This is a genomic window from Brevibacillus parabrevis (genome assembly GCF_022701015.1).
Classification (GTDB): domain Bacteria; phylum Bacillota; class Bacilli; order Brevibacillales; family Brevibacillaceae; genus Brevibacillus; species Brevibacillus parabrevis.
Genome location: NZ_CP064090.1, coordinates 5,563,795 through 5,585,801 on the forward strand (window position 1 = coordinate 5,563,795; position 22,007 = coordinate 5,585,801).

Here is a 22,007-nt window from a genome sequence, read left to right on the forward strand (position 1 = left end):
AGTTCAAGGCAATTTACCCTATCTAGTCGCCAGTCGGCAATTATGCTTCTGCTAGTTGGACAAGCTCTTAACCAAGTGACGCTATTTGACAGCCTTCCAGCGTTGGGACCTTGGTCGATGCGATGCTTGCAAATGCCCCTTAGGACTGCTTCTCTTCCACCAGTGCGAGAATCTTGCTCATCGCATACCCTAAGTCTGCTATAACGTCTTGCCGTCGATATCTATTTTTTCAGAATATTATAGTCCGTTACAAAATCGTCCCCACGTTGCCAATGGTTCTTCCTCTTTCTTCGAGTTGCTGAATGACTGGACCTTGGGGATTAAACTTCCCCCGTGACTTCCGATCACTTTGAATTACTGCCCCCTTTTACTCCGTCCCCGTTCTGGTGGATCGGGATAGAGGCATCGATCCTGACGCTTTCAGTATCGTGATTCAGCGGACAGTACTTCGAGCATCTGATCGACAAGCCCGCTTCCCCAGTCGCGGAACCAGCTTCTACGCGGACCACTTCAAGAAAACGTATTGAGTATCTGTCGGTTGTCCTTCACCGGGCGTCCGGCCTTGTGCTGCCTTCCGCCCAGGTGACAAGAAGCCCTAAGCTTTCTCAAACTGAGAGATGGGGGACATTGGGAAGTTGTATTTTGAGTGTAACCTTCTATTCAGCGTAAGCTCACTTGGAACTGATAAAAATACAAACAGATTGAACGAGCTACGGTTTCTTCACAATCGATCTATTTCAAGCGACATAAAAAACATATTCTGCTGAAAAGAAGAGATGGAATTCATCAGGTTGTAAAAAATCACAATAAAAGTAATTTTACAGAAAATGCTATGCGCAAGCATTTTCTAGTTTGAGCTTTTTTCTATAAACTGTTTGGTTTTATCCCTTCTTCTCTAGTAAGCAGCATTAGCAGATCCAAAAGCGTAATAAAACTGTGAACTCCTATGCTTCCATATTGTGAACTCTATCAGGCTCGAACCGATGACCTACATACTGCGAGTGTAGTGCCTTCCCTACATGGTCAGTTTCACAGCCCCAAAAACAAGCGGAACTTGCCGAACGGTTGCCACGGGTATCGATCTGGCTAAACGTAAGTTTCTTTTTCACCAGCGACATTCCATTTCACGTAACAGTTCTTCAACGCGTAACGGCCTTCATTTCCTTTTTTCGTCTCAACACAGCAAAAGAACATGCTATCTTATTTGGGCTTCGAGCCTGAGTTCTTCTTGCAAACCTCAAACAAATGAACAGCTTGCTTACCTTCTATTTCTTGTTCAACAGTAGGAAGCACCTTGCAAAACTTATTGTCGCTGCTCATGTTTGCCTTAAACCACTGATGGGAAGCACCGTCATTGATCTTATCCGTTCCCTCTCTCACTACCACTTTCGGATAAGAAACGGAACCAGATACTGGAGACTCAAAATCCGCCATAAGTTGAAGTTGCTTCATCGCTTCTGACCGTTTCGGCATATGATCGTTCAGCTCGCTTGAATCAAAAAGGGACAAAGACCTCTCTCCGCTCTCGGGATCGATTCGACGAATCCGCAGGCTTTCCGGTTTTATTCGCGCACTCCCGTAGCCAAGTGGCTTGCCATGACCGATTTTATGTGCGTATTTGTTGCCGCCACCCATTGTCAGCGCCCAATAAAGCTGGGCGAGTTCCTTTTTTGTTACCTGGTCAAAATAAATACGAAACTGGAAAGAATTATTTTTCTTGATTGCCCGAACTATTTTTTGCATCGCTGCGTTTCCGTCCGAGGGACTCAAACCGCTATTTGTTTCTCCCGATTTGGGCAAGTGATGCCAATAAAACTTTCGCCCTCTTAATCGAGGTTCATGTGAATCCAATGGCCGAATATCTTTTGAAGATTCCAAGACATCATCATACGTCCATATCTTGTAACCAGAATCCATCTTCACAGGGGGCATTGTATAAAACTCGACTGCCCCCGGCTTTGGTTCTCCCAATTCTGGCAACAATATTGACTGATACATGTTTCTGCTTGACCCTTCAAAATCATTAGGCACATATTCAGCATCTGAAAAGCGAATACGCGAGCCGAGTGAGGATTTTGGCTCTTTCCCCGTCATTCCGAATAAACCGCAAGCAGGACACACATGGTTCCGGTCTGTACACGGTTGATACTCTCCATTTGCTTTCAACAGATCGCCGACTGTTTTGCGATACACTTCTCTCGAGATCATCGCCGGTGTCAAATATGTAGCCTGCTCAGTTTCTCCCAACTTGTATGTGCTGTAATAAACAAGTAACCGCCCCTGACCGCTTGTTTTTTGAAACTCATCAAATACTTTTCGGTACGCAGCATATCCGGTATGCCTTTTGTCGGTATGCCTTTTGCCGATATGCCGATTCAGCTTGACATCCGCATACTGCGACAATACCTCATTCAATCGCGTGATTTCGTCGTCCTGTACAGGAATCAACGTTTTATTATGATCTTCGTCGCGCTTCGGCACAAAAACCGACTCGCTTTTTTTGGTTGGAAAAGCTTCTCCCTTATGCAAATAACCCGGCTGGAAACCATCGTTTGTAACATGGCCACTTCGTATCTCTAAAACTCTACTTCCTTTTAGCTTGATCGAGACTTCTTTTCCCTCCTCCCATTGATCGTAGGTCTTTCGAGAGATCTTGCCTTTCTCGCTCCCTGCAGGCGAAATAGAAAGCCGATATCTCTCGCAAAGCTCTATCATCCACTTCCCTTCTACCTTCCGCAAAATTCCAGGCTCCTTAGGTCTCATCGCCCTCCGATACAACGGTCTTCCAACATCCGCCGTCGAGAGGCAACCTTTAAATGCCGCTTCATATACACTGCGTATGACTCCGCGTAGCTCGGAGCCAGGGATAACCGGCTCGTGAAAAGCTTTCAGCGCAGCTTCATCTTTGACTTCTTCCAGATTTGTATAGGAATAAAAACTGTAACTCTGCTTAATTTGCGTCTCGGGAGTATGCAGCGCCTTGTCATTCGATGTATTGGGAATAATCAGCGGTGTCAAGGTAGTGAGCGAGCATTCGATATAGCCCGTCAACCGCTCCCCTTCCCGATAATATTCAGCAGGATGACGTTCGCATCTCCCATCCAGCGGAACGAAGTTGTACGGATTTACGAATCGTTTTTTAGTTTCCTTCCAACCTTTCACGATTTTCCACTCCCCTTTCGCCCCAATCGACAAATTTGACAAAGCGTTCATCTATAAATCGATACAAACCGGAGTAATCAATGTCCGTTTCTTCGACACCCGGGTGTTGTCGGCAAAATTCGATATAGCTGCGCACAATTAGTCCCTTGCTCCTTGCCCGTCCTTTTGGTTCCGGCACATAGAGACGCGTCCCACGCTCAGAGGAAAGCAGACACCATTCTGGCACAGTCGTCCTTCCGTTTCTGCCGCTTGTATCGACCGAGCCCCAGAGCTTGTGCGTCTCTTCGTAAACCGTATATGGCTTGCTGGTTGCGTCCTCGTCTTCCTGCAGCACCCGGCAGCAAAAAGCTTCTCCTGTGCGAACAGCCTTGAACTCGGCCAATTTGTCAAACAGCCGCAGTTCCCGCACATAACGCAGCGAATCCAGCACCACCGGGAAACCATCGACGATCAACGTAATCTCGCCGTCGCGGTACCAACCGAAAGCAACTGCATGATCCATCATCGCATACGCGAAGGCTTCAGCGAATGAATCAACTGTTTCCCGCGCCAGCTTCATAACGGTCTGCTCATCAACATCGCTTTGTACCTGGCGTTTTAAAAACACAGTTTCATCTACTGTCCGTTTCATGCCTGATTCTCCTCCTGATGTTGCGGATCGCACCATATCAGTGCTTGGCGGCTGCATCTGGACTCGAACCCGGGATCGATAGCCTTGCCGTCCAGCTGAATTTCTCCTGCCTTTTCCATGACACCGCGCCCAATCGCTGTTTCGCCGCCAATCGGCAACAGACCGTCTTGCAAATCCCGCGCCATCCACAGCAGCAAACCACAAATTACCTCATGTGACAAGGCCAGCCCATGCGCGTCCACTTCTGTTTTCTTGTCCAGCCAGCGAATGACCAGTTCAACATGTCCATGTACCCATGGTCTAGTCGTAAACAATGCGCCGCTCTTGACACCACCTGTAAAGCGGTCTACTGCTGTTCGCGAGGTCAGCAGCGCCGTGCCCCCCACGATTTCTGTTTCTTCTATGCGCAACAGTGACGCTTCCAGCCGATTTCGATTTTCTGGCGCCCCATCTGTCCAAGAGCCGAATAACTGACTGATTTTGAAAGCCGCCAGATTCCGGTCCGCACTTATTTCCTCTACGATTCGCAGCAGATGACGCCGAATGGCCCCTGCCCAGCTCGTACCTGGAATAACGGGAAGATTTTTCGCTCCTCCGGTCAATTGCTCGTAATCGACTTTCCCGGACGAAGAGGTGTTATACTGGCGAATCATCATGGTCTGTCTGACAGCAAGCGGAATCCGAAGCTCATGCCATCTGGAGTTCGCTCGCAAGGAACGGAGACAACCGTTTTCCGTTTGCCGCAGCGTACTCTCGCCTGGTTGCCAGTCTATGGAGTAGTCGAAGTCATTCTGCTGCCAGTCCCAATCCAGCCAGCGCAGGTTGTCCCGTTCCATGCCTTTCGAATGCTGAAAGGCAGTGATTGACACATGCTCCAGCTTCAGACGCCCGAATCCTCGCCTGCTCTTGGCACCGAAGGTCAGCTCGCCCCGGGCGATGCCGTCCAACAGCATGCACAACAGCGCCTCCTCCTTCTCCTCCTGTATCACACTGTCTTCGCGCAAAATCCACTCCAGCCTCATCCGGAACGAACTGCCGCTCTCCACGATTTGCAGCTCATACTTTGCCTGATCTTCGGCCGTTTTAAATTCATCCAGTTTCACTCCATCCCTGCGAGAAAAAATCCTTTCCCCCCGGTCTGGCGAAAACAGCTCTGTGTGATAACAATGCAGTCGACTGCGATACCCTTCCCTTGATCCGAACAAGTTCGTCAAGGCATCTGTCTGATCGGGAAAAGACGTTTTTAAATAATGCAAACTTGCCCCTGCCAGCGAGCTGCCAGGCAAATAAGGACGTCCAGCGGAATCCACGATCACATCGAAATCTGTTACGATATCTTTGCCTGAGCCTGCCAACAGCGGGGAAGCCAGGCAGCCCTCCAGCAGCAGACAATAACGTTTGACAATTGGATTGCTCATTTTCTTCCCCTCGCTTTCAGCTCCAACGCTCGTAAATACGATTGAATAAACACACTGCTTTTGTTTTCGCAAGGCTGGATCAGTTTCATACAAGCCTGGTTCGTCTGCGATTGCTCGATTTCCTCGACTTGTTTCTGCAGCGTCTCATAGCTGCTCTGGTTGTCGTTAGTTGTTTTCGCCCATAACCTCATCTGCTGGATCTTGGTAAGCCCCACGCTTTTAAAAGCATCAGCGAAATTGCTCACAGTCCTCTCAGCGCACTCGACTCCCGCCGCCTGTTGTTCCAGTATCCACAGCTTGTCCTGCCTGCGTTTGGCAAGCCAGATCAGTAGCGGGTGGGCTGACGCCTCTTCGACAGGTTGTGATTCTTCCAGCTTCACCGCAGACAATGTAAACGATTGTGCCTGCTGCAGTTGCTCTTCAGCAAGAGGAATCGCCCGAACCTGTCCGTTGCCCTCTCCTGTATCCCATCCCCAAAACATCGATTCCAGTTTCTCGGCAGCGATCGGCGGCGTCAGTTTTACAATTAGGGTTGTGCCAGCATCCAGTGCTGCATTCTGTGGTTTCGGCAGCCTCCATTTGGCGTTGTAGCCGGATAAGGTCGTGTAACGTAGCTGCGCCGCTTTCACTTCAACATCGCAACCAAGCTTGTCAGTAATCTGCTTTTGCAGCCACCTTGGGGCTGGGTCAGGACGGCCGCTCTCGTCCAATAGCAACATCGGTGTGACAAAAGATAACGCGACGAAAGCAGACGGTTCTCGGGCTGGCTCGCCCGATAGCAGCACCGGGCAAAAATCGTGACGAGGAACGAAGTGGACATTGCCGTATTCTGCTGTACGTGAACGTCCCATTCTCAGTCGGTTCCGGTACTTTGCGGCCAAATCAACCAGCAGTTGGACATCCTCGCGTCTACCTTGCAACACTCCATAGAACCGCTGGCCAGCCTCTATCGCTTCATATTGAAAAAGTTGCCCGCGGTTTGCAGAATCTTGTTGCAGTGGTACTCCCTGCTTTTGTGCATCTGCCGGCTGCTTCTCGCCAAGCGCTCGTCCAATGGCTCGGTTGCTCGCCCGAGCGTGATGCATGCGTACTTGTTTGCGAACTTTATACTTGTACAAGGTCGGTTTTGCCTGTTCTGTATGCGACGTTGGCAACGCCATGTGCACCATTCCGTCCAAATTTCGCAAGACCGTGTCAGTTTTTGGCTCCGAGCCGCGCATCAGATCAAAGCCATCATTTGCATTCTTTTGCTGCTGCCACATGGCGGCACTGGGCGCAAATACCCGACTGCCAACCAATGGCAGGGCATAGCCGAAGCTAACCCCGCCTCTGAGAAATATTCGTGAAAAGCGCTCATCTTCATGTGCCTGCTGACCGCATTGATACTCGCGGATGTACAACTCAGCGAAGACACCGAGCAGCGTACTGCCCGGAATCCATTCCTCGCTCCTGTCCGCAAGCCCTTTGCGTCCTGCAATGACAAGCGGCTGCTCCAGTTCAAGGTGAAAGGGCAGCTCTACCCTGCCATCGCCTAGCTCCTTCATGACAGCAGTACCTGATTGAACGAGTTCTTCTTTAGGATAGGAAAACTTTGTTAATTTACAGCGAACCTCGCCGCTGCCACGCGTACTTGCCAATCCAAGGTGACGCAGCCCCTTGACGCACATTTGCAGCGTATTCTCCAGCACCTCGGAGTTGACCTCTTCGTCTAATTCGACGTAGCTGCGCAATACAATTCCTTTGTTTACCGCTCTCACGGTACGCAAATTCCCTTCCTTCGCTGAACCATCCTGTTCATCAATCGCAGTACGGGTATGCAAATCTGTAAACGCCTCCAGTACCTCCTGCCCCTGCCACTCGCTCTCCCGAAGCTGACGCAGCAATTCGGGAACATGTTCAACCACTTGTGTCGACGAGCCGTCCGGGATTTGATACAAATGGGCATCATGAATTTGCAGCGGCGAGCTGACGTCAAGCCCGGCCTTGCCAAATACCGCATATAAATCTCTTGCTTTCAGCAGGCCCCAGTCCACCATCTCTTTGCCTACTTCGAGCAGCGCACCCTTCAGCCGCTTCGCCGGAATGACAGGGAGTCCGTGTACATGGGCAATGTCGATATCAACAAGCCCATTCAATGTATCTCCCGTCCCCGTTGTCAATTCGCTTCTCAGTTCAATATCCAGCCATCCACTTTTCATTCGGCGCCCCCCTTGCCGCAGGTCCACACCTTCTGGTCAAACATCTGGTACAAGTCCAGTGCGTCGAGCAACAGCTTGCGCACATCGATTGGAATATCCTGTTGTTTGTTATCCAAACAGCCGACTTCATCAACAGGCAAAAGCATATCCACCTCGTAGCCGCGCGACCTGCATTCCTGCAAGTAAAACCGCAGTTGCTCTGAATTGCCCAACAAAGCGGAATACAGCTTTTCCAACCTCCAGTTCGGCCACTTGCTCTCGGTAATCCTGGCTATACATTTTGCCAATATGGAAAAGTCGTCCAAACGTTGCTTACGGCTCGATGCCATCTGCGCAAGCAAGTTTTCCGCCCCAAAAGAAATGCGATACGGACCTGCCTGCAATTGTTCACGATTTGAATTTTGCGGAATGCTGTCTCTTACCATTTCAAAATCCAGATAGGCATGGCTTCCACCCTCGTCTGCCCGCTTCCGCTTCGCCCTCTTGCAGCAGGCTTCCGCAACTTCATAACCCAAATTGAATGGGAAATGGCTATGCATAAGCGCAACACCGGCACAAGCTGACAACGAGATACCATCGCTTGGCACATCACGGGATGCCTTTTCCAACTCCTCCAACATGCGAGCTGCAAACGGAACTCCCCAGGCGCCAAGACACACGATGGTCAGGTCGTCTCCATCCATAATGAGCGGCCGCATGGGCAAGTAATGTGATTTAGGGGAACCGGATTCCGAATGCTGAGCTTCCATCAGGCTGATCGTCGCCTGCTCAAACACTTCGGAATAGCCGCTGGAAATTTGCTCGGACAGCCTCCGCATTGCCTGTACCTCACCAGAATAAGGAAGATTTTTCCTCTTAATTTCCTTTTCCTTTTGTTTCAGTTGCTCACCCATCCCGTTTCCGTCGATATGTATGATGGCGATGAAGCTATCCGTGTCTCGTCCCTGGATCATATGGTCTAGTTCAAGCGTCCAGTTTTTATAGCCGACCACATTGGATGGGAAAGGAACAATCTCCTGTGCGTTACCCTTTGGAATTGCCTCCAGCTTCAGCCATTGCAGTCTGGAAACGTTTTGTTTTACACCCTCACTGAAATCGGTAATCGGCAGTCCGCTTTGGTTTTCCTGTTCCGATACGGGAAAAGCTCCGGGAGGTTGGGGCCGCAGCATCTGTGCCTTCACTTTGGCCATGCGCCGTACCAGCCTTTGCTTGTCTTCGATAAAGCTCTGCCCATTCGATTCAACGGCCGCCACCGCCAAATAAAGCGTACGGCTGCGTTCCAGCAAGCGTTTTGCCAACTGTTCGTTGACCGCGTGAAAGTCGTCTACATCCCGAAAAGCGACGAAAGCATTGCCTCCGCCAACGTAAATGACCTCGATCATGACAGCCTGATTCGCCTGGAGAGAAAACGGCTGCCCACTCCAGTTGCAAATCACCCGCTGCCCCGCATCGTCAGGATACTGTTGCTTCAAAATGTCTGGCAGATGCACTTTGAGTACATCTCCAACAATCCGGGATGCGCCGATATTTTCCTTCATGCGCCTCGACTGAAAAATGTATTCCTGTATGCCGCTCACATCGTAGTTGGCAAGTATCATTTAGTGCCTCCTGATTTTGCTCCCGTTTGCTCCTTACCTACACGATCCGTGTTAATTAAATGCTCCCGGAACATATTGACATAAGATTGGTGCGGGAAAAACATCGGGTTGTTAATGAGCATCAGCAGTTGGTTCAATTGGAAGGTGAGCGACAAAATGACGTTTTCGCCCTCCTTATCGATCTCCAGTTCTTGTATTGTTTTGCCGAAAGCACCGGACCTCTTTACCAGTTTCTTGTAAACAGATTTTTCTTCCTCCTCGTATCGATCCAAGTCATAATGATTCAGCTCCTCATACCACTTGCTGTAGTCCCACTTCTCATTGGGAATAACTTTGCTTAACTGGTTGTTTTCATCAACGTTCAGGATGATGTCGAAGTCTTTAGTATTCTCATGCTGTTTGGTATCCTCCCTGCTCGGCTTCGCAGGATTCCCTGTTCCTACCAGCGAACACAAAATTAATATTGGCCGCGTGGCGGTTTGAGCTTGCTCTTGGGTTACTGTTTTCAGGCTACTGTAATTCAACCCGCTAAAAAGCCGGGTGACTGAATCAAAAGCTGGCAACAACCGCTTTATAGATTTCGCCCAATCCTCTGCGCCATTAATATTCGAGCTTTTGCATTGCACAGCTACTGCAACCGCTTCAATCGGAATGAATTTGATTTTGCCAAACTTGAAAATATATGGGGTGTAGTTCTCATCAAAAATAGCCAAATCCACCTCATCCGAAATGTGCCCCTCGGAGTCAATGATGAACACGCCTTGCTCGATATGAAACTTGCGAGGCACCATTTGCACAAACAAGCTCTTCCATACTTCTTCACGATGACTTCCTGTCGTCACATGATGATTCGGCGTCTTCAAGGTCAACTGCTGCGCAAGTGAACCAGCCAATCCTTTATAGTTGTCAATGATGGCACGAACTGTATTTTTTTCTGCTTTGATTCGTTCTTCCTTCTGCTTCGTCTCCTTGTCCATTCTTTATGTCCCTCCCAGTTTTCTGATCATTGTTTGTAAAGTGATGTGCTGATCTGATTGGATGGCATGATGCTGACATTCTCTCAATAAGGCTTCGTGTGGCGACCACAAAATTCAATGCAAGCTTCAATTAAAGTGAAATCAAACTTTTGACATAGTTCATAAGAATCATGCCCTTATCCCAAAATTTCGACTCATTATTACAAACTCCTCCCTGATTATCCCAATTAGAGAAAAATCAAGCGCATTGCCGATCTTTGCTTTTAACTAGAAAGGATGGTCATCTGTATGCAACAAATTGAAAGAGCGACACGATTGCAATGTCGGTATGGAGGCAGTGAAGAAACTGCAATAACAGATCAGTAATAATAAAGAAACGCGCAAGGTGCGCGTGAAAAAATTGAATATGTATTTTATACACTTGCGCCCATTATCACTTTCCATTGGCCATCTTTTCTATAGATTGGCACTGTTAAGTAACGACAATTTCCGTCTTTTTGAAATTTAACTTGAGCCATGACGAGATTATTATCAATTTCTATCATTTTTCCAATGCTGGCCATTGAAGTAGAGTCTTGACTCAAGAGAGAGGGATAATCTCTTCTCCGTGCATCATCATCCTGGTATCTAATATCTATGGAATGCTCAATCATTTGCTCTACATCTCTATGTTCTTGAGCGCTTTTGAAGAAAACTAATACCCTAAATGCTTCTACAGTTGGATTATCAATGTTTTCCTGATTCAAAAAATAACCTCCATTTAGTCGATTTGATAAAAAATTACAATTAGTAATACGAGACTATTGGCTTTTTGTTTCAAATAACGCAACACATGATTAATAAAGGAGTAAGAACACAGAAGGAGCGAACGTTCTGAATAAGTGGTGAGCCCTATGAGTGCTGCGATTGCAAACGAATAAAAGACCAAAACTGTAGAAGTAATGGCAAGCCTGGAGCGGATAAGAGGTTAGCGAAGTTTGTTATTGAAGTGGGCACAGGCGAATATATTGCTACAGTGAAAATGACTTTTAGCTCTTTTGTAAAAAAGGGGAGAAAAAAATGTCTCTCACTACTTTAGATAGCCGTGACACCTATTTGAAAAGTCATATATTACCCTCTTTTGGTCCCTTACGGATAAACCAGATAAAAACTACTCAGATTGTAACTTTTTTGGTGAACCGGCTGAACCCAGTATACTAACAGTATGCTCGCATATTGTCCAGCACTACTCACTTCAATCAAAGAAATGAATAGATGTACAGCATGTGCATTCCGCGATCTAAAAGCAGAAAATTAGCTAATTACGTCAACAATCCATAAACAGCCTCAATAATCGATTGCTGCTGTATCATTCGTAATCAAAGCTTTGTAATAATCAAAAACCCTTGATTCCTCAAGGGTTTTAAGTGTTGTTATATGATGGAACATAGCCGGATTAAACCACTGACCTCTACATTGCCAGTGTAGCGCTCTACCACAATGGTTTGTTTCATTGCTCATAGCTCCGAAACAAACTAAACGACACATAATGAACGATGCACCTGGAACATCGTTTTATTATAGTATGGTGAGAAAGTTATGCAAGCCACATGTTTACCCCGCCAACAGGACTGCTGCTAAAAAGACGAACTGAAGCACTGTACGAAGAAGTAGCTTAGGTACAGGTCTCCCCCCAATCGTTAAGGATTCCCTGGCCGCACGCACATTGGCTGGGAACATCGCCACCAGCAGCACTGCCAAGCCTATGGAAGCCGCCTTAGAGGTGGCAGGGAACAGAATGCCGATGGCTCCGGCAATTTCCAGCAACCCGGTAGCTGTCACGATCCAACCTGGCTTCGGAAAAATCGGCGGAACCATGCGGATTAGGTCAGGACGTTTTGCCCCCCAGTGGGCAGAAGCGGTAAGCAGCAGCATAACGGCTACCGCTCCCTGAAGCGAGGAATGCCACCCTTCGAAATAAGACAAGCCGATTAGCCCGAGAATCTTGAACAGCAGAAAAGCTCCGACAAGCACGTAAAAAGGCACCATTTTCATCTCTCCCTTTAGGAATCTGCTTACTAAGGAACGTGACGAGGGTCAGACCCTTGTTCTATTCGTTGTTGTCCCAGCTTTTTAGAAGCCTGTCACTGCCAAGAGGTATACCATCAACCATCACGATGGGCGGTCGCCGTAATGGCGATGCCGAAAACTGCCCAAGAGCGAGCAGTCTCACGATACTCCTTGGAGATTTTGCTGCTTTTGATGTGGTGGAAGCCGTAGCGAATCATTCTGAGCTGCAACGGAATAAGTACGGCTAACCAGGCTAGTTTTTATCTTTATGCCGGGCACTTGGTGTCTCTATGCCAATTATAAAATACCGACCGTCGGTTTGTAAATGGGCGATCTTTTTTTCGGAAATATTTATCCTTGCGCTTTTTTCATTTCCATAAAATGGGGGGTCTTTAGGAAACTATGCTATTTTTAGTCAATAAGACATGCTCATATAATGTTTGAATCTCACAACAAAAAACGGCACCTCTGCCGTTTTTCCTACGTTTCATATGGTGGAGCATAGCGGGATCGAACCCCTGACCTCATCACCGCCAGTGTAGCCCTCTCCCGTAGTGGTCAGTTTCACTACCCACACCGACCAATGGTGTTATTGCCACAGTTATTCTTTCTTGTTTATTTCTAGCAATGCATCAAAGAACAGATCAGGTTGATCCATCATCGTCATATGTCCGGCATTGGGAATAATATATATACCTTTATTCGGAGCTTCTATTTCTTCAAAGTATTTCTGGGCTATGACATATGGGGCCTGCCAGTCATTCCCGCCCAAAACATAATAGATTGGTACTTTATACTCTGCCTTTTCATTGCGTAAGTTGAAATCTCCCAGAAACCTGTGAAGATGTGCATTTGCACGAAAAATCTTCATAAACGCGACAATATCCGAAAATCTGAAAATGGGGCTCTTGAACATCGTTATCCAAACCGAAAGATCAAATTTTATGCCCAAGTTATATTTTCCTTGAAGCTTCCTGACCTTTTCGCACTTTTTCAAAAACTCTTTGTCAAAAACGATCTTATTACCTGGATATTCACCGATTGACTGAAGCATTTTTTTGGATTTTTGGTCACCGGATAGCTCAATCATTTCGAGAAGTTTGTTGTAGCCAACTTGCTCATTCTCCAGCATATTGACAACTTGCCCGACGCCTATGAAATAAGCTGCCTCTTCGGGATGTTTTCTGATAAATATCGATCCTAAAACACTGCCCCATGAATGGCCAAGAATTACGATCTTTTGCTTGTCATATTTCTTTTTCAGGTACTGAATGATTTCATACAAATCCTGTTGCAGCAATTCAATTGTAGGCAACTTATCTGGATTCTTCGTCAATGTTTTCCCAGCCCCGTGCTGATCCCAATGCACAACAGTATAAATTTCCTCCCATTTTTCCTGAAATTTCTTCGTGAATAAGGATTCGACCGATCCGGGTCCTCCGTGCAAAAACAGCATAACGGGATTCTCATTGTTTGTTCCCATGTGATACAAAAATTGACTGATGCCATTTATGGTTACATATTCCTCAAGACAAATCGTCCTCTCCGATTTATTCTTCATCTTTTGCATCCGCCTTCTTTGTTTGTTTTCTTCGTTTTTCGAATTCCATCAACACTCTTGCTTGTATTTCATTTTGATTTTCAACGTGTTCCAAGTAGCCTTCCTCTTCAAAACCGTCCTGATCTTCACCGTCAAATCGGTACATTTTCTTCAACAAGCCCCATGTTTGTTCCAGTTCCTTTGCCGTAAATTCTCTAAAAAGATCCGTAAAAAAATAGATTCCTCTTTCGGCCGCTTCCAATAACACCTGTTTTCCCGATTCCGTGATTTGGACATTGACAGCGCGCTTGTCCTTTCGGCTGGGTGTAATGTGTACGTATCCTTTCTTTTCCAATATCGAGATGATTTGTTTCACATTTTGTTTGCTGGTGCCAAGTTTTTTTCCGATGTTGTTGAGTGTTGTATCTTCTTCCTGCAGATGAGCAATTGCCAACATCGCCATGTACTGTCTGGATGTCAGACTCTTTAGGTATTGATCGCCTGTTATCTGAATCTTATTTGCAAGCGAAAACAGGGTGGCATAGGTCTGCTGCATTAAAAATAACTCTTTGAAAATATCCATAAGCACCTCTCCCATTAGACAATATATAGTCTAATGGGATCATATCAAGGAAGGGAAGTTAAGTCAATATATTGTCTTTATTTGTGGGTAAGTGAAATTTTGAGTGGGACTCCGTCTTCCATAAACAGCAAAAAACCCATGATTTCTCAAGGGTTCTACATTCTTATATATAATGGAACATAGCGGGGGGCGAAGCTCTGATCTCTTCACTCCCCAGTGTAGCATTCTTCCGTGGTGAAAGTTGATACATCATTCGAGAATTCTCTACTTTCCCCAATAAACACTTGATTCACTACACTGTGCTGTGTAAGTAGGCAACCTCACTATAATAAAAAAACGGCATCTCTGCCGTTTTCCTGTGTTTCATATGGTGGAGCATAGCGGGATCGAACCGCTGACCTCTACACTGCCAGTGTAGCGCTCTCCCAGCTGAGCTAATGCCCCATTATGTATTCTTCAGCGATATTACCGCCTCAGTGCTCTAAGTATAGCACACCGCCCGTTTACACTGCAAGCGAAAAAACAGGAAAAATTCCCACTCCTTTTGAAAAATCCTTCGGCCATTCCTTCGCCTTTTCATTTAAAGAAGGGAGTCGTTAGTTTGATGGCCTGATGGTGTGTCAGCTGTGCTAATCGTGCTTTCTTTTTGGGGAGCAGCCGAGTGGCGAAGAGGAATAGGGGGCAAAGCTGGTGGGTGACCCTTCCGCCCCAGTTGCTCTCTCTGACTCACCCCACCAAGCCGCAAACATTTACTCCCCAGACCCCTTACCTGCCTCCCTCTCTCTTCCCACGCCCTACTCTCCCAACTCCCCCTCCATAAACTTCATCAAATAAACCTCCGGCCGCTTCATAAATTCTGCAAAGCTGGCCAGGTCGGCATATTCCTGGTGCTCCTCGTCGTAGCAGCCGATCATGCCTTTTTTCTGTGGGTTCCATACCAAAACCAAACCGGAGTAGTTGTCGACGCAGGCGGAGATGCGCAGCAGTTTTTTGCGGCCGATTTTCATTTCGACTGTATCTGTCAGGGACAAAAAATCGATGTGCTTTATCTCGAAATCATTGTCTGCAAGCTTCACGTGCAAGTTGTCTCCGGTGAGGAAGGCGATTAGCTCGGCGGACAGCTTGTGCTTTTGCAGTTCGTATTTTCTGTTCTCCAGATCATGCAGCTCGGCGGGCTCCAACGATTTTAAATAGGCGGCCAGTTCGTCCTGCTTGTTGCTGACGGCAATCGTGTAAGGGCGCTCGCCGCCTTTTTCCGCGAGGGTGACGTCTGCGCCGCGCTCGACCAAGTATTTGACCATGCCGACGTTGCCCATGCGGGTTGCGACGGTCAGCGGTGTTGCCTTGTACGGATAGACCATGTCTGGCTGATTGTAGTTGATGTCTACGCCATGCTCCAGCAAGTAATCGATTGTTTTGCGGTCGTTGTCCGCTGCGGCCTTGCGCAGCACCTCTCCTGCGTGCTGTCTGATGTCCAGACCGAGCTCGTGGATCAGCGGGATATTGCTTTTTTGGCCGTAGTAGGCTTGCTCATATGCGCCGGATTTGACCCGATTCAGCATATCCATGCGGGCGCCTTGCTCTGCGATATAGCGAACGATGTTTTCTTTGCAATAGCGGACAGCCAGCAAAAAAGCAGGCTTCTCTTTCGCATTGAGGTTGGCGCCGTGTTCGACGAGAAGCTTGACTACTTCCAGCTTCTCCGCCATTAACGCCAACTCCAGCGGGCTTACTGTCGTGTATTGGCTCAAGACGATTTCTTTTTCCAGATCCCAGCCGGCTGCCAAGGCTGCCTGCAAAGCGTCGACATTTCCTTCGTAAATGTGCGCTGCAATCTCTGGCAACACCTCAAAATTCCCTAAGTCCTTGATCTTGGGCATGTGTGGCCCCTCCCTTTTCTCTTTTCCCTAAAAAAAGGGGGTCTCCTGCCGAATACTCGGCTGATGAGACACCCCCTGGAGCTAATGCTTCTATAGATCAGATCTAGCGTACGGTTACGACGATTGGCGTTTTCTTGCCGCCGTAGCTGACGTAAATGGTAGCTTTGCCGGAGCCAGTCGCCTTGATGATCCCGTCCTTCACGTCTGCTACGAGCAGGCGAGAGGTGGTCCACAGGGCTGGCTTCGTGACGTTCGCTTCCGTGCCGTCCATGTAAGTAGCGATCGCGCTGACTTGCTTCGACTCGCCTTTGCTCATGACGACTTGAACGACGTCTGTTTTCAAATATTTCAGCGTGTCCACATCGACCGGGATGCTCACGCTCTTGTCGCTGTATTTGGCGCTGATTGTCGCTTTGCCGAAAGCCAGACCTTTGACCAAGCCTTTGGATACATCGGCAATTTTATAGTTGCTGACCTTCCAGTCTGCCATGTTCGTGACGTCCATCGTGCGGCCGTCTGACATGGTTGCGGTCAGGGTGATTTGTACCCCGCCACCGTTTGATTTCAGGCTGACAAAGCGCTTGTCCGCCTCCAGCTTGGTCACAATGCCTACTTCTACCGGAAGCGATACAGACTTGCTTCCGTATTTGAAAGTGATTGTCGCGCGACCGTTGGCAAGCCCACGCACTTTGCCGTTTTCCACATCGGCTACCTTCAGGTTGGTCGAGGTCCAATCTGCAGTTTTGGATACATCGATAGTGGCGCCGGAAGCGTCTGTCGCTTTCAATTCGATTGAGGCCGTGTCATTGACGTTGATGATCAAGATTCGCGGATTGATAGTCAAGGTCTGTGCCTGGTCTACCTCGACCGTCACGGTCACGCTCTTGCCTTCAAAAGAACCTGTGATCGTCGCTTTCCCGGAGCCGATTGCTGTAATTTTGCCTGCGTTCACTTCGGCTACTGCCGCAGAAGTGGACGTCCAAGTCGCTTGCTCATTGATGTTGTTTTTGACTGTTCCATCCGCATAAGTGGCGGTCAGCTTGACTTCCTGGCTGTCGCCTTTGCTTAAGACCACCGACTTTTTGTCTACCGTCAAAGATTGCAGGACACCGACCGATACCGGAATGGTGATCGAGCGTGTGCCAAACGTCGCTGTGATCGTTGCGGCACCCGTCGCTACACCTGTGACCAGACCTTGGCGCACGGTTGCAACTGCTGGCGCGCTGGATGTCCAGGTGACTTTTTGTGTCACATCTTCACTGCTTGCGTTCGGGAAGGCAGCCGTTACTGTGATCTGCTTGACGTCGCCTACCTGAATTGCCACTTTGGAAGGATTCGCCGTCAAGCTTTGCGGTACATCCACGTCTACCACGAAGTTCGCTGTCTTGCCGCCGTATTTCGCCGTCAATGTCGCGGAGCCCGCTTTGTAAGCCGTAATGGTTTTCCCGCTGGCAAACACGATGTCCGGTTGATCCGAGGACCATTCCAGCTTGTCCGTAATATACTCACTTTGTCCATCTGCAAAATAAGCTTTTACCACTACGTTGTTGCCATTTGGTGCCGTTCCTACTTCCACGCTTTTGCCGCTTTGCATCGTCAGGTAGGACGGAATGATATCCAGCGAGCGCGGCACTTCTACATCAACGAGAATTTGCACCGTTTTGTTGCTGTATTTCGCCGTAATGACGGCTTCGCCTGAAGCTACAGCATGAATTTTCCCGTTGCTGTAGTAAGCGACGTTTTCCTTGTCCGAGGACCATTCTGCCTTGTCCTTCACGTCGACAGGAGTGGTGGAGTTGGCATAGGTAGCTTCCAGCTTGACCGTCTGCTCTGCGCCAACTTTCAAAAAGACGTTTTGTGGCGAAACGACCAGTCGTTGCGTATTGTCCACATCCACCTTGATCGTAGCTGTTTTTGTCCCGTATGTGGCGGTAATGGTGGCAGTACCCGCGCTGTAGGCGGTAATTTTTCCTTTGATGGCGTCTGCTACTGCAGCGTTGTCAGAAGACCATTCTGCTTTTGCAGCGACATCCTTATCTTCGGAGCCATCCGGATAAATCGCGGTCAGCACGATGTTTTGCGATTCTCCCAAAAGCAGCGACAGTTGGGTTTTGTCCGGGTCGAGTCGATGCGCAATCTCGACGCTTACCTGCATGCTTGTAGACTGACTGCCGAACTTGGCAGTAATCGTTGCCGTACCGGAGCTAAGCCCTCTGATCTTGCCGTTGATCACGGTGGCGACGGCCGGCTTGTCGATCGACCAGTCTGCTTTTTCTGTTACTTTTTCCGGTTCGCCTTCGCTGTAATACGCAGTCAATTCAACCGTTTTCTCTTCCCCGATGCGAGTGTTGACCGACTGCTGATTCAACGACAGCGCCTTGACTTTTTTCGTGACGGTTACATTGACGATGGCTGTCTGGCCCATATATTCCGCAGTAACTACGGCGTTTCCAACAGCCTTGGCCGTAATTTGTCCTGAGTAGACGTTAATCACTTTGCCCTGGTCAGGGCTTTGCCAATTCGTCTTTACCGTAACATCTTCTGTTTTTCCGCTCTCGTAAAGGGCTGTGGCTCCTACGGATACCGTGTCACCCAACTCTACCGTTACCTCGTTTTTGGTCAGCACCAGGCGGTTGATTACTTCCGCAGCCAATCCGCCCCCTGCGCTCCCGGTTCCCACAAAAAGCAGGGCGGCCAGAAACAAGAGCATTGTTTTTTTCCAGAACATTGCCAGCCTCCTCGCAAGTATGACATTTGCTGTTTTTCGAAACCTTTCCACCATTACTATATCGGCATTTGCGAGAAATAATTTACCAGTGATTTATGTCGGCCATGTGTCGAAGGGTGTAACTAGACAGCTGTTTCCACGTCTAATGAAAGAGAAAGAACTAGCATTTGTGCGAAAAAGAGAGATACAAGGGAGCAGCAAAAAAATGAAGAATCTAGCAAAACGACTGCAAATATTTTTTCCGCGAAGAGTTTTGGTCGCGTTGGCTATCCTTTTTCTGATCGGCGGAGTGTGGATCGGCTATCATTGGTGGCGGATTGAACAAGCAGCCGCACAGGCGATTCCTCGCCATGCCGATATCGGAATTGTCCTCGGCGCTGCTGTGTGGGGGGAAGGCCCCAGTCCCGGACTGCGCGAACGACTGGAGGAAGCCGTCCGGCTGTACGAAGATGGGTACGTTTCCACTTTGCTGGTCACTGGCGGGCTTGGTGAAGGCAAGACGCGAACAGAAGCAGAGGTCAGCCGCGAGTATTTGATCGCCCACGGCGTTCCGTCCGGGCAGATTCTCATGGAAGACGAATCTACCAGTACATACGAAAACCTGCTGAATAGCCAGCAGGTTTTGGAAAAGCACTCTATTCGACATGTGTTGATCATTAGCCACGACTATCATTTGGCGCGGGCGATGACGATGGCTGAATCGCTGGGAATCAACGCCTCTCCCGTCGCCGTCCATTCGCACGTCCTGTTTGGACCGTACCATCGCGGCAGAGAAGTGCTGGCTCTCTCCTATTGGGAGGTTTCCAGCCTGTTCTCATTAGTTGCCCGCTCGGTGGTTCTGGCGGCGGATTTCGTAGACGTCCACAAAATGGCGAATCCGCTCCATGATCCGGGCCGCTTTCGTCTGTTCAATCCGGTTGCCGTTGGAGATAGACAGATGCTCCTGTAGTTCCTCCAGCGAGTAATTCGATGTAAACAAAGTCGGCAGGTGATTGTTCGCCCGCTGGTTCAGGATGACTCCCAAAATCTCGTCGCGCACCCATGGCGTCAAGTTTTCCGCGCCAATATCGTCCAGGATGAGCACGGGCACTTCTTTGAGCAACTCGAGCTTTCCGGCATACGATTGATCCGAGATCGAGTCTTTCATTTCGCGGATAAAGTCGGGAACGTAAACGAGCAGGGAAGCCACGTTCTTCTCGGAAAGCTCGCGGCCGATCGCGCCCATGATGTAGCTTTTTCCTACGCCGAACGGGCCGTGAAAATACAGACCTTTTACCCGCTCGCCCGTGCCGATCTTTTCACAAAACTGCACGGCCGCTTCCACCGAGGCCAAATTGTCTGTGTCGATGACCATTCCTTCAAAGCTCGCGTTCAATGTCTCTTCTGACACGTAGTAGCTGCGCATGAGGCGGCGGCGGCGCACTTCTTCCTCATGGGCAAGCTGCTTGGAACAGGGAGTGATGGAGCTGACGATGTTCTGGTGGGCCACTTCCAGCTGCGTGCTGTGGCCCTTGACCAGATTCGGGCACTCTTTCAGCCCTGGACAACGCTCGCACCAATACTGTTCTTTGACCGCTGTATATATACTGGAGAGCGAGCGCAGGTAATCGTCTCGGGTCAATGCCGGGTGCTCCGCTTGAAATGCTTTCAGATAGGCGGACGAACGAAACATTTTATCCAATTGCTGATCGGGTGTCAGCAGCTGACGCGGTGTTCGCTTGGCAAGCTCCTGCATGAACTCACTGATAGATTCCATTTTCCCTCACGCTCCTTACTTCCGTTTTCGCAGTGTTTCCAGTCTCTTCTGCAAGTCCGGAAAATCTTGAATCGACTGTCCTTTGGCAACGTCTGGCGCTGCCTTTTCCTGCGACATTTGCCACTCCACCGAAGCCGGCAGCTTGTCTTGCAAAATCGCCCTGCCGTTGCGTCTGACTGGCGTCGTTTCCTTTTTCGCTGTCTTGGCTTTCTCGGCCGATTGCGCCCGTTGCTCGGAGCGCTCTACGATCTGCTTCACCGCTTCATCGACCGTGGCGATCCGCTTGGCCTTCCAGCTGTCGCGAATCGTCTCCATGTACGCTTTTGGCAGCTCCATTTGCATGCTGGCGAGCGTGTGCAAAAGCAGTGCGTTCACTACTTCAGCGGACATGCCGTCTGCAAAAACGAGCGTCTCCGCCCGCTCCAAGTACACTTTGCTCACGCGGCCGCCCACGACCTTTTCGAGCAGCGCAAGCGGGGAAAGCAAGCGGCATGCACGGACAAACGCTTCGCTGCCCGGCTCGGGCAACTTGCCTGGCCCCCAGTCGTCATCCAGCGATGCAGGCGCCGAATCGCTGCGGTACAGCTTGTCTTCCGTGTAGCGCTGCATGAGCCGTTTGCGCAGCACATCCCCGTCCAAACTCCGATCCGTATTGTACAACGTCCAGTCCCGCAGTTCCTGCCCCATTCCCCAACTGTCCAACTGATAAAAATGGCAGAGGGAAAACAACAGCTCCATGCTTTTGCCATCCAGAACCTTGGCAGGATCGGCATTGTCCGGCAAATAAAGCCGCAGCGACGACACGCTCAGCGAGTGGTTCACCTGGGCCTCGAAGCCGGATTTCATCGCAGCCTGCGGGAAGCTCGTCTCCATCTCGCTCAAAAAGCGCTCGCGCTCCGAACCTTTTTTCACTTCCAGCTCCGACGGTTTCAACGATTGGAACACTTCATGAAAATCTTTCGTTATGTTTTCGACCTGCGAATATTCTTCCGCCAACTGGCTGCCCAGCCCATCCGCATACTGCTGGCGCAGCTGGGAGAAGCGGACGTTTTCGATCTTGTTGAGCAGCATTAGCGAGAGGACGTAATCGGCAAAAAACTCTCCGGGTGCAAGCGGAGGTTTGATCAAGTATTCGTAGTAATAATCGCGCTGCTGGTTTTCGCGGCGGCGCACTTCTACAAGTCCGATGGCCTCCAGACGTTCACGCGCATCCAGCAAACGATCCAGGGACAAGGAAGACGCAAGCATGAGACTGCGGTGGGTTCCCTCCGCAGAGGCCCCGCTCGCTTCCTGCATGCTATGGACAAGCATTTGGTAGAGGGCGTACGATTCGACGCCAATGATCGGCAAGTACAACTGCGTGACAAACCCCATTTCCGAAAAACTGAGAGGTCTTGCCAGCCGCACCAAATAACGATCCTTGGGCAACAATTCGTTCCAGACTAAACGGCGCATCCGATCTTTCCTTCCTGACAAAATTCGATTCT

General features: G+C 49.1%; 15 protein-coding genes, 1 tRNA gene and 1 pseudogene. 2 read left to right on the plus strand and 15 right to left on the minus strand.

Going from position 1 to position 22,007, the window contains the following annotated elements:
• Positions 1–1,200 precede the first annotated feature (1,200 nt).
• The 7 genes from IRJ17_RS25540 to IRJ17_RS25570 form a co-directional block, all read right to left on the minus strand.
• Entirely contained in the window at positions 1,201–3,162 is a 1,962-nt protein-coding gene (locus tag IRJ17_RS25540; RefSeq protein ID WP_242772322.1) for a TIGR03986 family type III CRISPR-associated RAMP protein, read from the minus strand.
• On the minus strand, positions 3,140–3,793 hold the full coding sequence (gene csx19 / locus IRJ17_RS25545; RefSeq protein WP_217021894.1) for a type III-D CRISPR-associated protein Csx19: 654 nt from the start codon (positions 3,791–3,793) through the stop codon (positions 3,140–3,142). Before csx19 ends, IRJ17_RS25540 begins: the two co-directional genes overlap by 23 nt.
• Positions 3,790–5,211 (minus strand): RAMP superfamily CRISPR-associated protein, encoded by a 1,422-nt coding sequence (locus IRJ17_RS25550; protein ID WP_242772324.1) that lies wholly within the window; start codon positions 5,209–5,211, stop codon positions 3,790–3,792. Before IRJ17_RS25550 ends, csx19 begins: the two co-directional genes overlap by 4 nt.
• Positions 5,208–7,409: an RAMP superfamily CRISPR-associated protein gene (locus tag IRJ17_RS25555; protein WP_242772325.1), complete on the minus strand. Its 2,202-nt coding sequence runs from the start codon at positions 7,407–7,409 to the stop codon at positions 5,208–5,210. The genes IRJ17_RS25550 and IRJ17_RS25555 overlap by 4 nt, the downstream gene beginning before the upstream one ends.
• Entirely contained in the window at positions 7,406–9,007 is a 1,602-nt protein-coding gene (locus IRJ17_RS25560; RefSeq protein ID WP_242772326.1) for a hypothetical protein, read from the minus strand. Before IRJ17_RS25560 ends, IRJ17_RS25555 begins: the two co-directional genes overlap by 4 nt.
• Positions 9,004–9,984, minus strand: a complete 981-nt coding sequence (locus IRJ17_RS25565) for a DUF6602 domain-containing protein (protein ID WP_217021890.1) — start codon at positions 9,982–9,984, stop codon at positions 9,004–9,006. The genes IRJ17_RS25560 and IRJ17_RS25565 overlap by 4 nt, the downstream gene beginning before the upstream one ends.
• Positions 9,985–10,397: 413 nt before the next feature.
• Positions 10,398–10,730: a hypothetical protein gene (locus IRJ17_RS25570; protein ID WP_242772327.1), complete on the minus strand. Its 333-nt coding sequence runs from the start codon at positions 10,728–10,730 to the stop codon at positions 10,398–10,400.
• Between the two features lie 313 nt (positions 10,731–11,043).
• Between IRJ17_RS25570 and IRJ17_RS28375 the strand changes: the two genes are divergently transcribed.
• On the plus strand, positions 11,044–11,184 hold the full coding sequence (locus tag IRJ17_RS28375; RefSeq protein ID WP_373926295.1) for a tyrosine-type recombinase/integrase: 141 nt from the start codon (positions 11,044–11,046) through the stop codon (positions 11,182–11,184).
• 393 nt (positions 11,185–11,577) lie between these two features.
• Here the strand turns inward: IRJ17_RS28375 and IRJ17_RS25575 are convergent, their stop codons facing one another.
• From IRJ17_RS25575 to IRJ17_RS25600, 6 genes are all read right to left on the minus strand, one after another.
• Entirely contained in the window at positions 11,578–12,012 is a 435-nt protein-coding gene (locus IRJ17_RS25575) for a DoxX family protein (protein ID WP_242772328.1), read from the minus strand.
• 622 nt (positions 12,013–12,634) lie between these two features.
• Positions 12,635–13,594 (minus strand): alpha/beta fold hydrolase, encoded by a 960-nt coding sequence (locus IRJ17_RS25580; RefSeq protein WP_242772330.1) that lies wholly within the window; start codon positions 13,592–13,594, stop codon positions 12,635–12,637.
• Positions 13,584–14,156: a MarR family winged helix-turn-helix transcriptional regulator gene (locus IRJ17_RS25585; RefSeq protein ID WP_063229206.1), complete on the minus strand. Its 573-nt coding sequence runs from the start codon at positions 14,154–14,156 to the stop codon at positions 13,584–13,586. Before IRJ17_RS25585 ends, IRJ17_RS25580 begins: the two co-directional genes overlap by 11 nt.
• Positions 14,157–14,524: 368 nt before the next feature.
• Positions 14,525–14,600 (minus strand) — tRNA-Ala (locus tag IRJ17_RS25590).
• Between the two features lie 350 nt (positions 14,601–14,950).
• Positions 14,951–16,036: an ankyrin repeat domain-containing protein gene (locus IRJ17_RS25595; RefSeq protein ID WP_173598433.1), complete on the minus strand. Its 1,086-nt coding sequence runs from the start codon at positions 16,034–16,036 to the stop codon at positions 14,951–14,953.
• A gap of 103 nt (positions 16,037–16,139) precedes the next feature.
• A complete protein-coding gene (locus IRJ17_RS25600; RefSeq protein WP_242772333.1) occupies positions 16,140–18,764 on the minus strand; it encodes an Ig-like domain-containing protein in 2,625 nt (874 codons plus the stop codon).
• Positions 18,765–18,969: 205 nt separating this feature from the next.
• Between IRJ17_RS25600 and IRJ17_RS25605 the strand changes: the two are divergent.
• Positions 18,970–19,461: pseudogene (locus IRJ17_RS25605) on the plus strand (YdcF family protein); the annotation flags it as partial.
• A 120-nt stretch (positions 19,462–19,581) separates the two neighbouring features.
• Here IRJ17_RS25605 and dnaI read toward each other — a convergent pair.
• Positions 19,582–20,520 carry a primosomal protein DnaI gene (dnaI, locus tag IRJ17_RS25610; protein WP_122962936.1) on the minus strand — a complete coding sequence of 313 codons (939 nt, stop codon included), beginning with the start codon at positions 20,518–20,520 and terminating at the stop codon, positions 19,582–19,584.
• Positions 20,521–20,535: 15 nt separating this feature from the next.
• The gene (locus tag IRJ17_RS25615) at positions 20,536–21,975 is read right to left on the minus strand and encodes a replication initiation and membrane attachment family protein (protein ID WP_122962935.1); all 1,440 of its coding nucleotides are present in this window, start codon (positions 21,973–21,975) and stop codon (positions 20,536–20,538) included.
• Positions 21,976–22,007 lie beyond the last annotated feature (32 nt).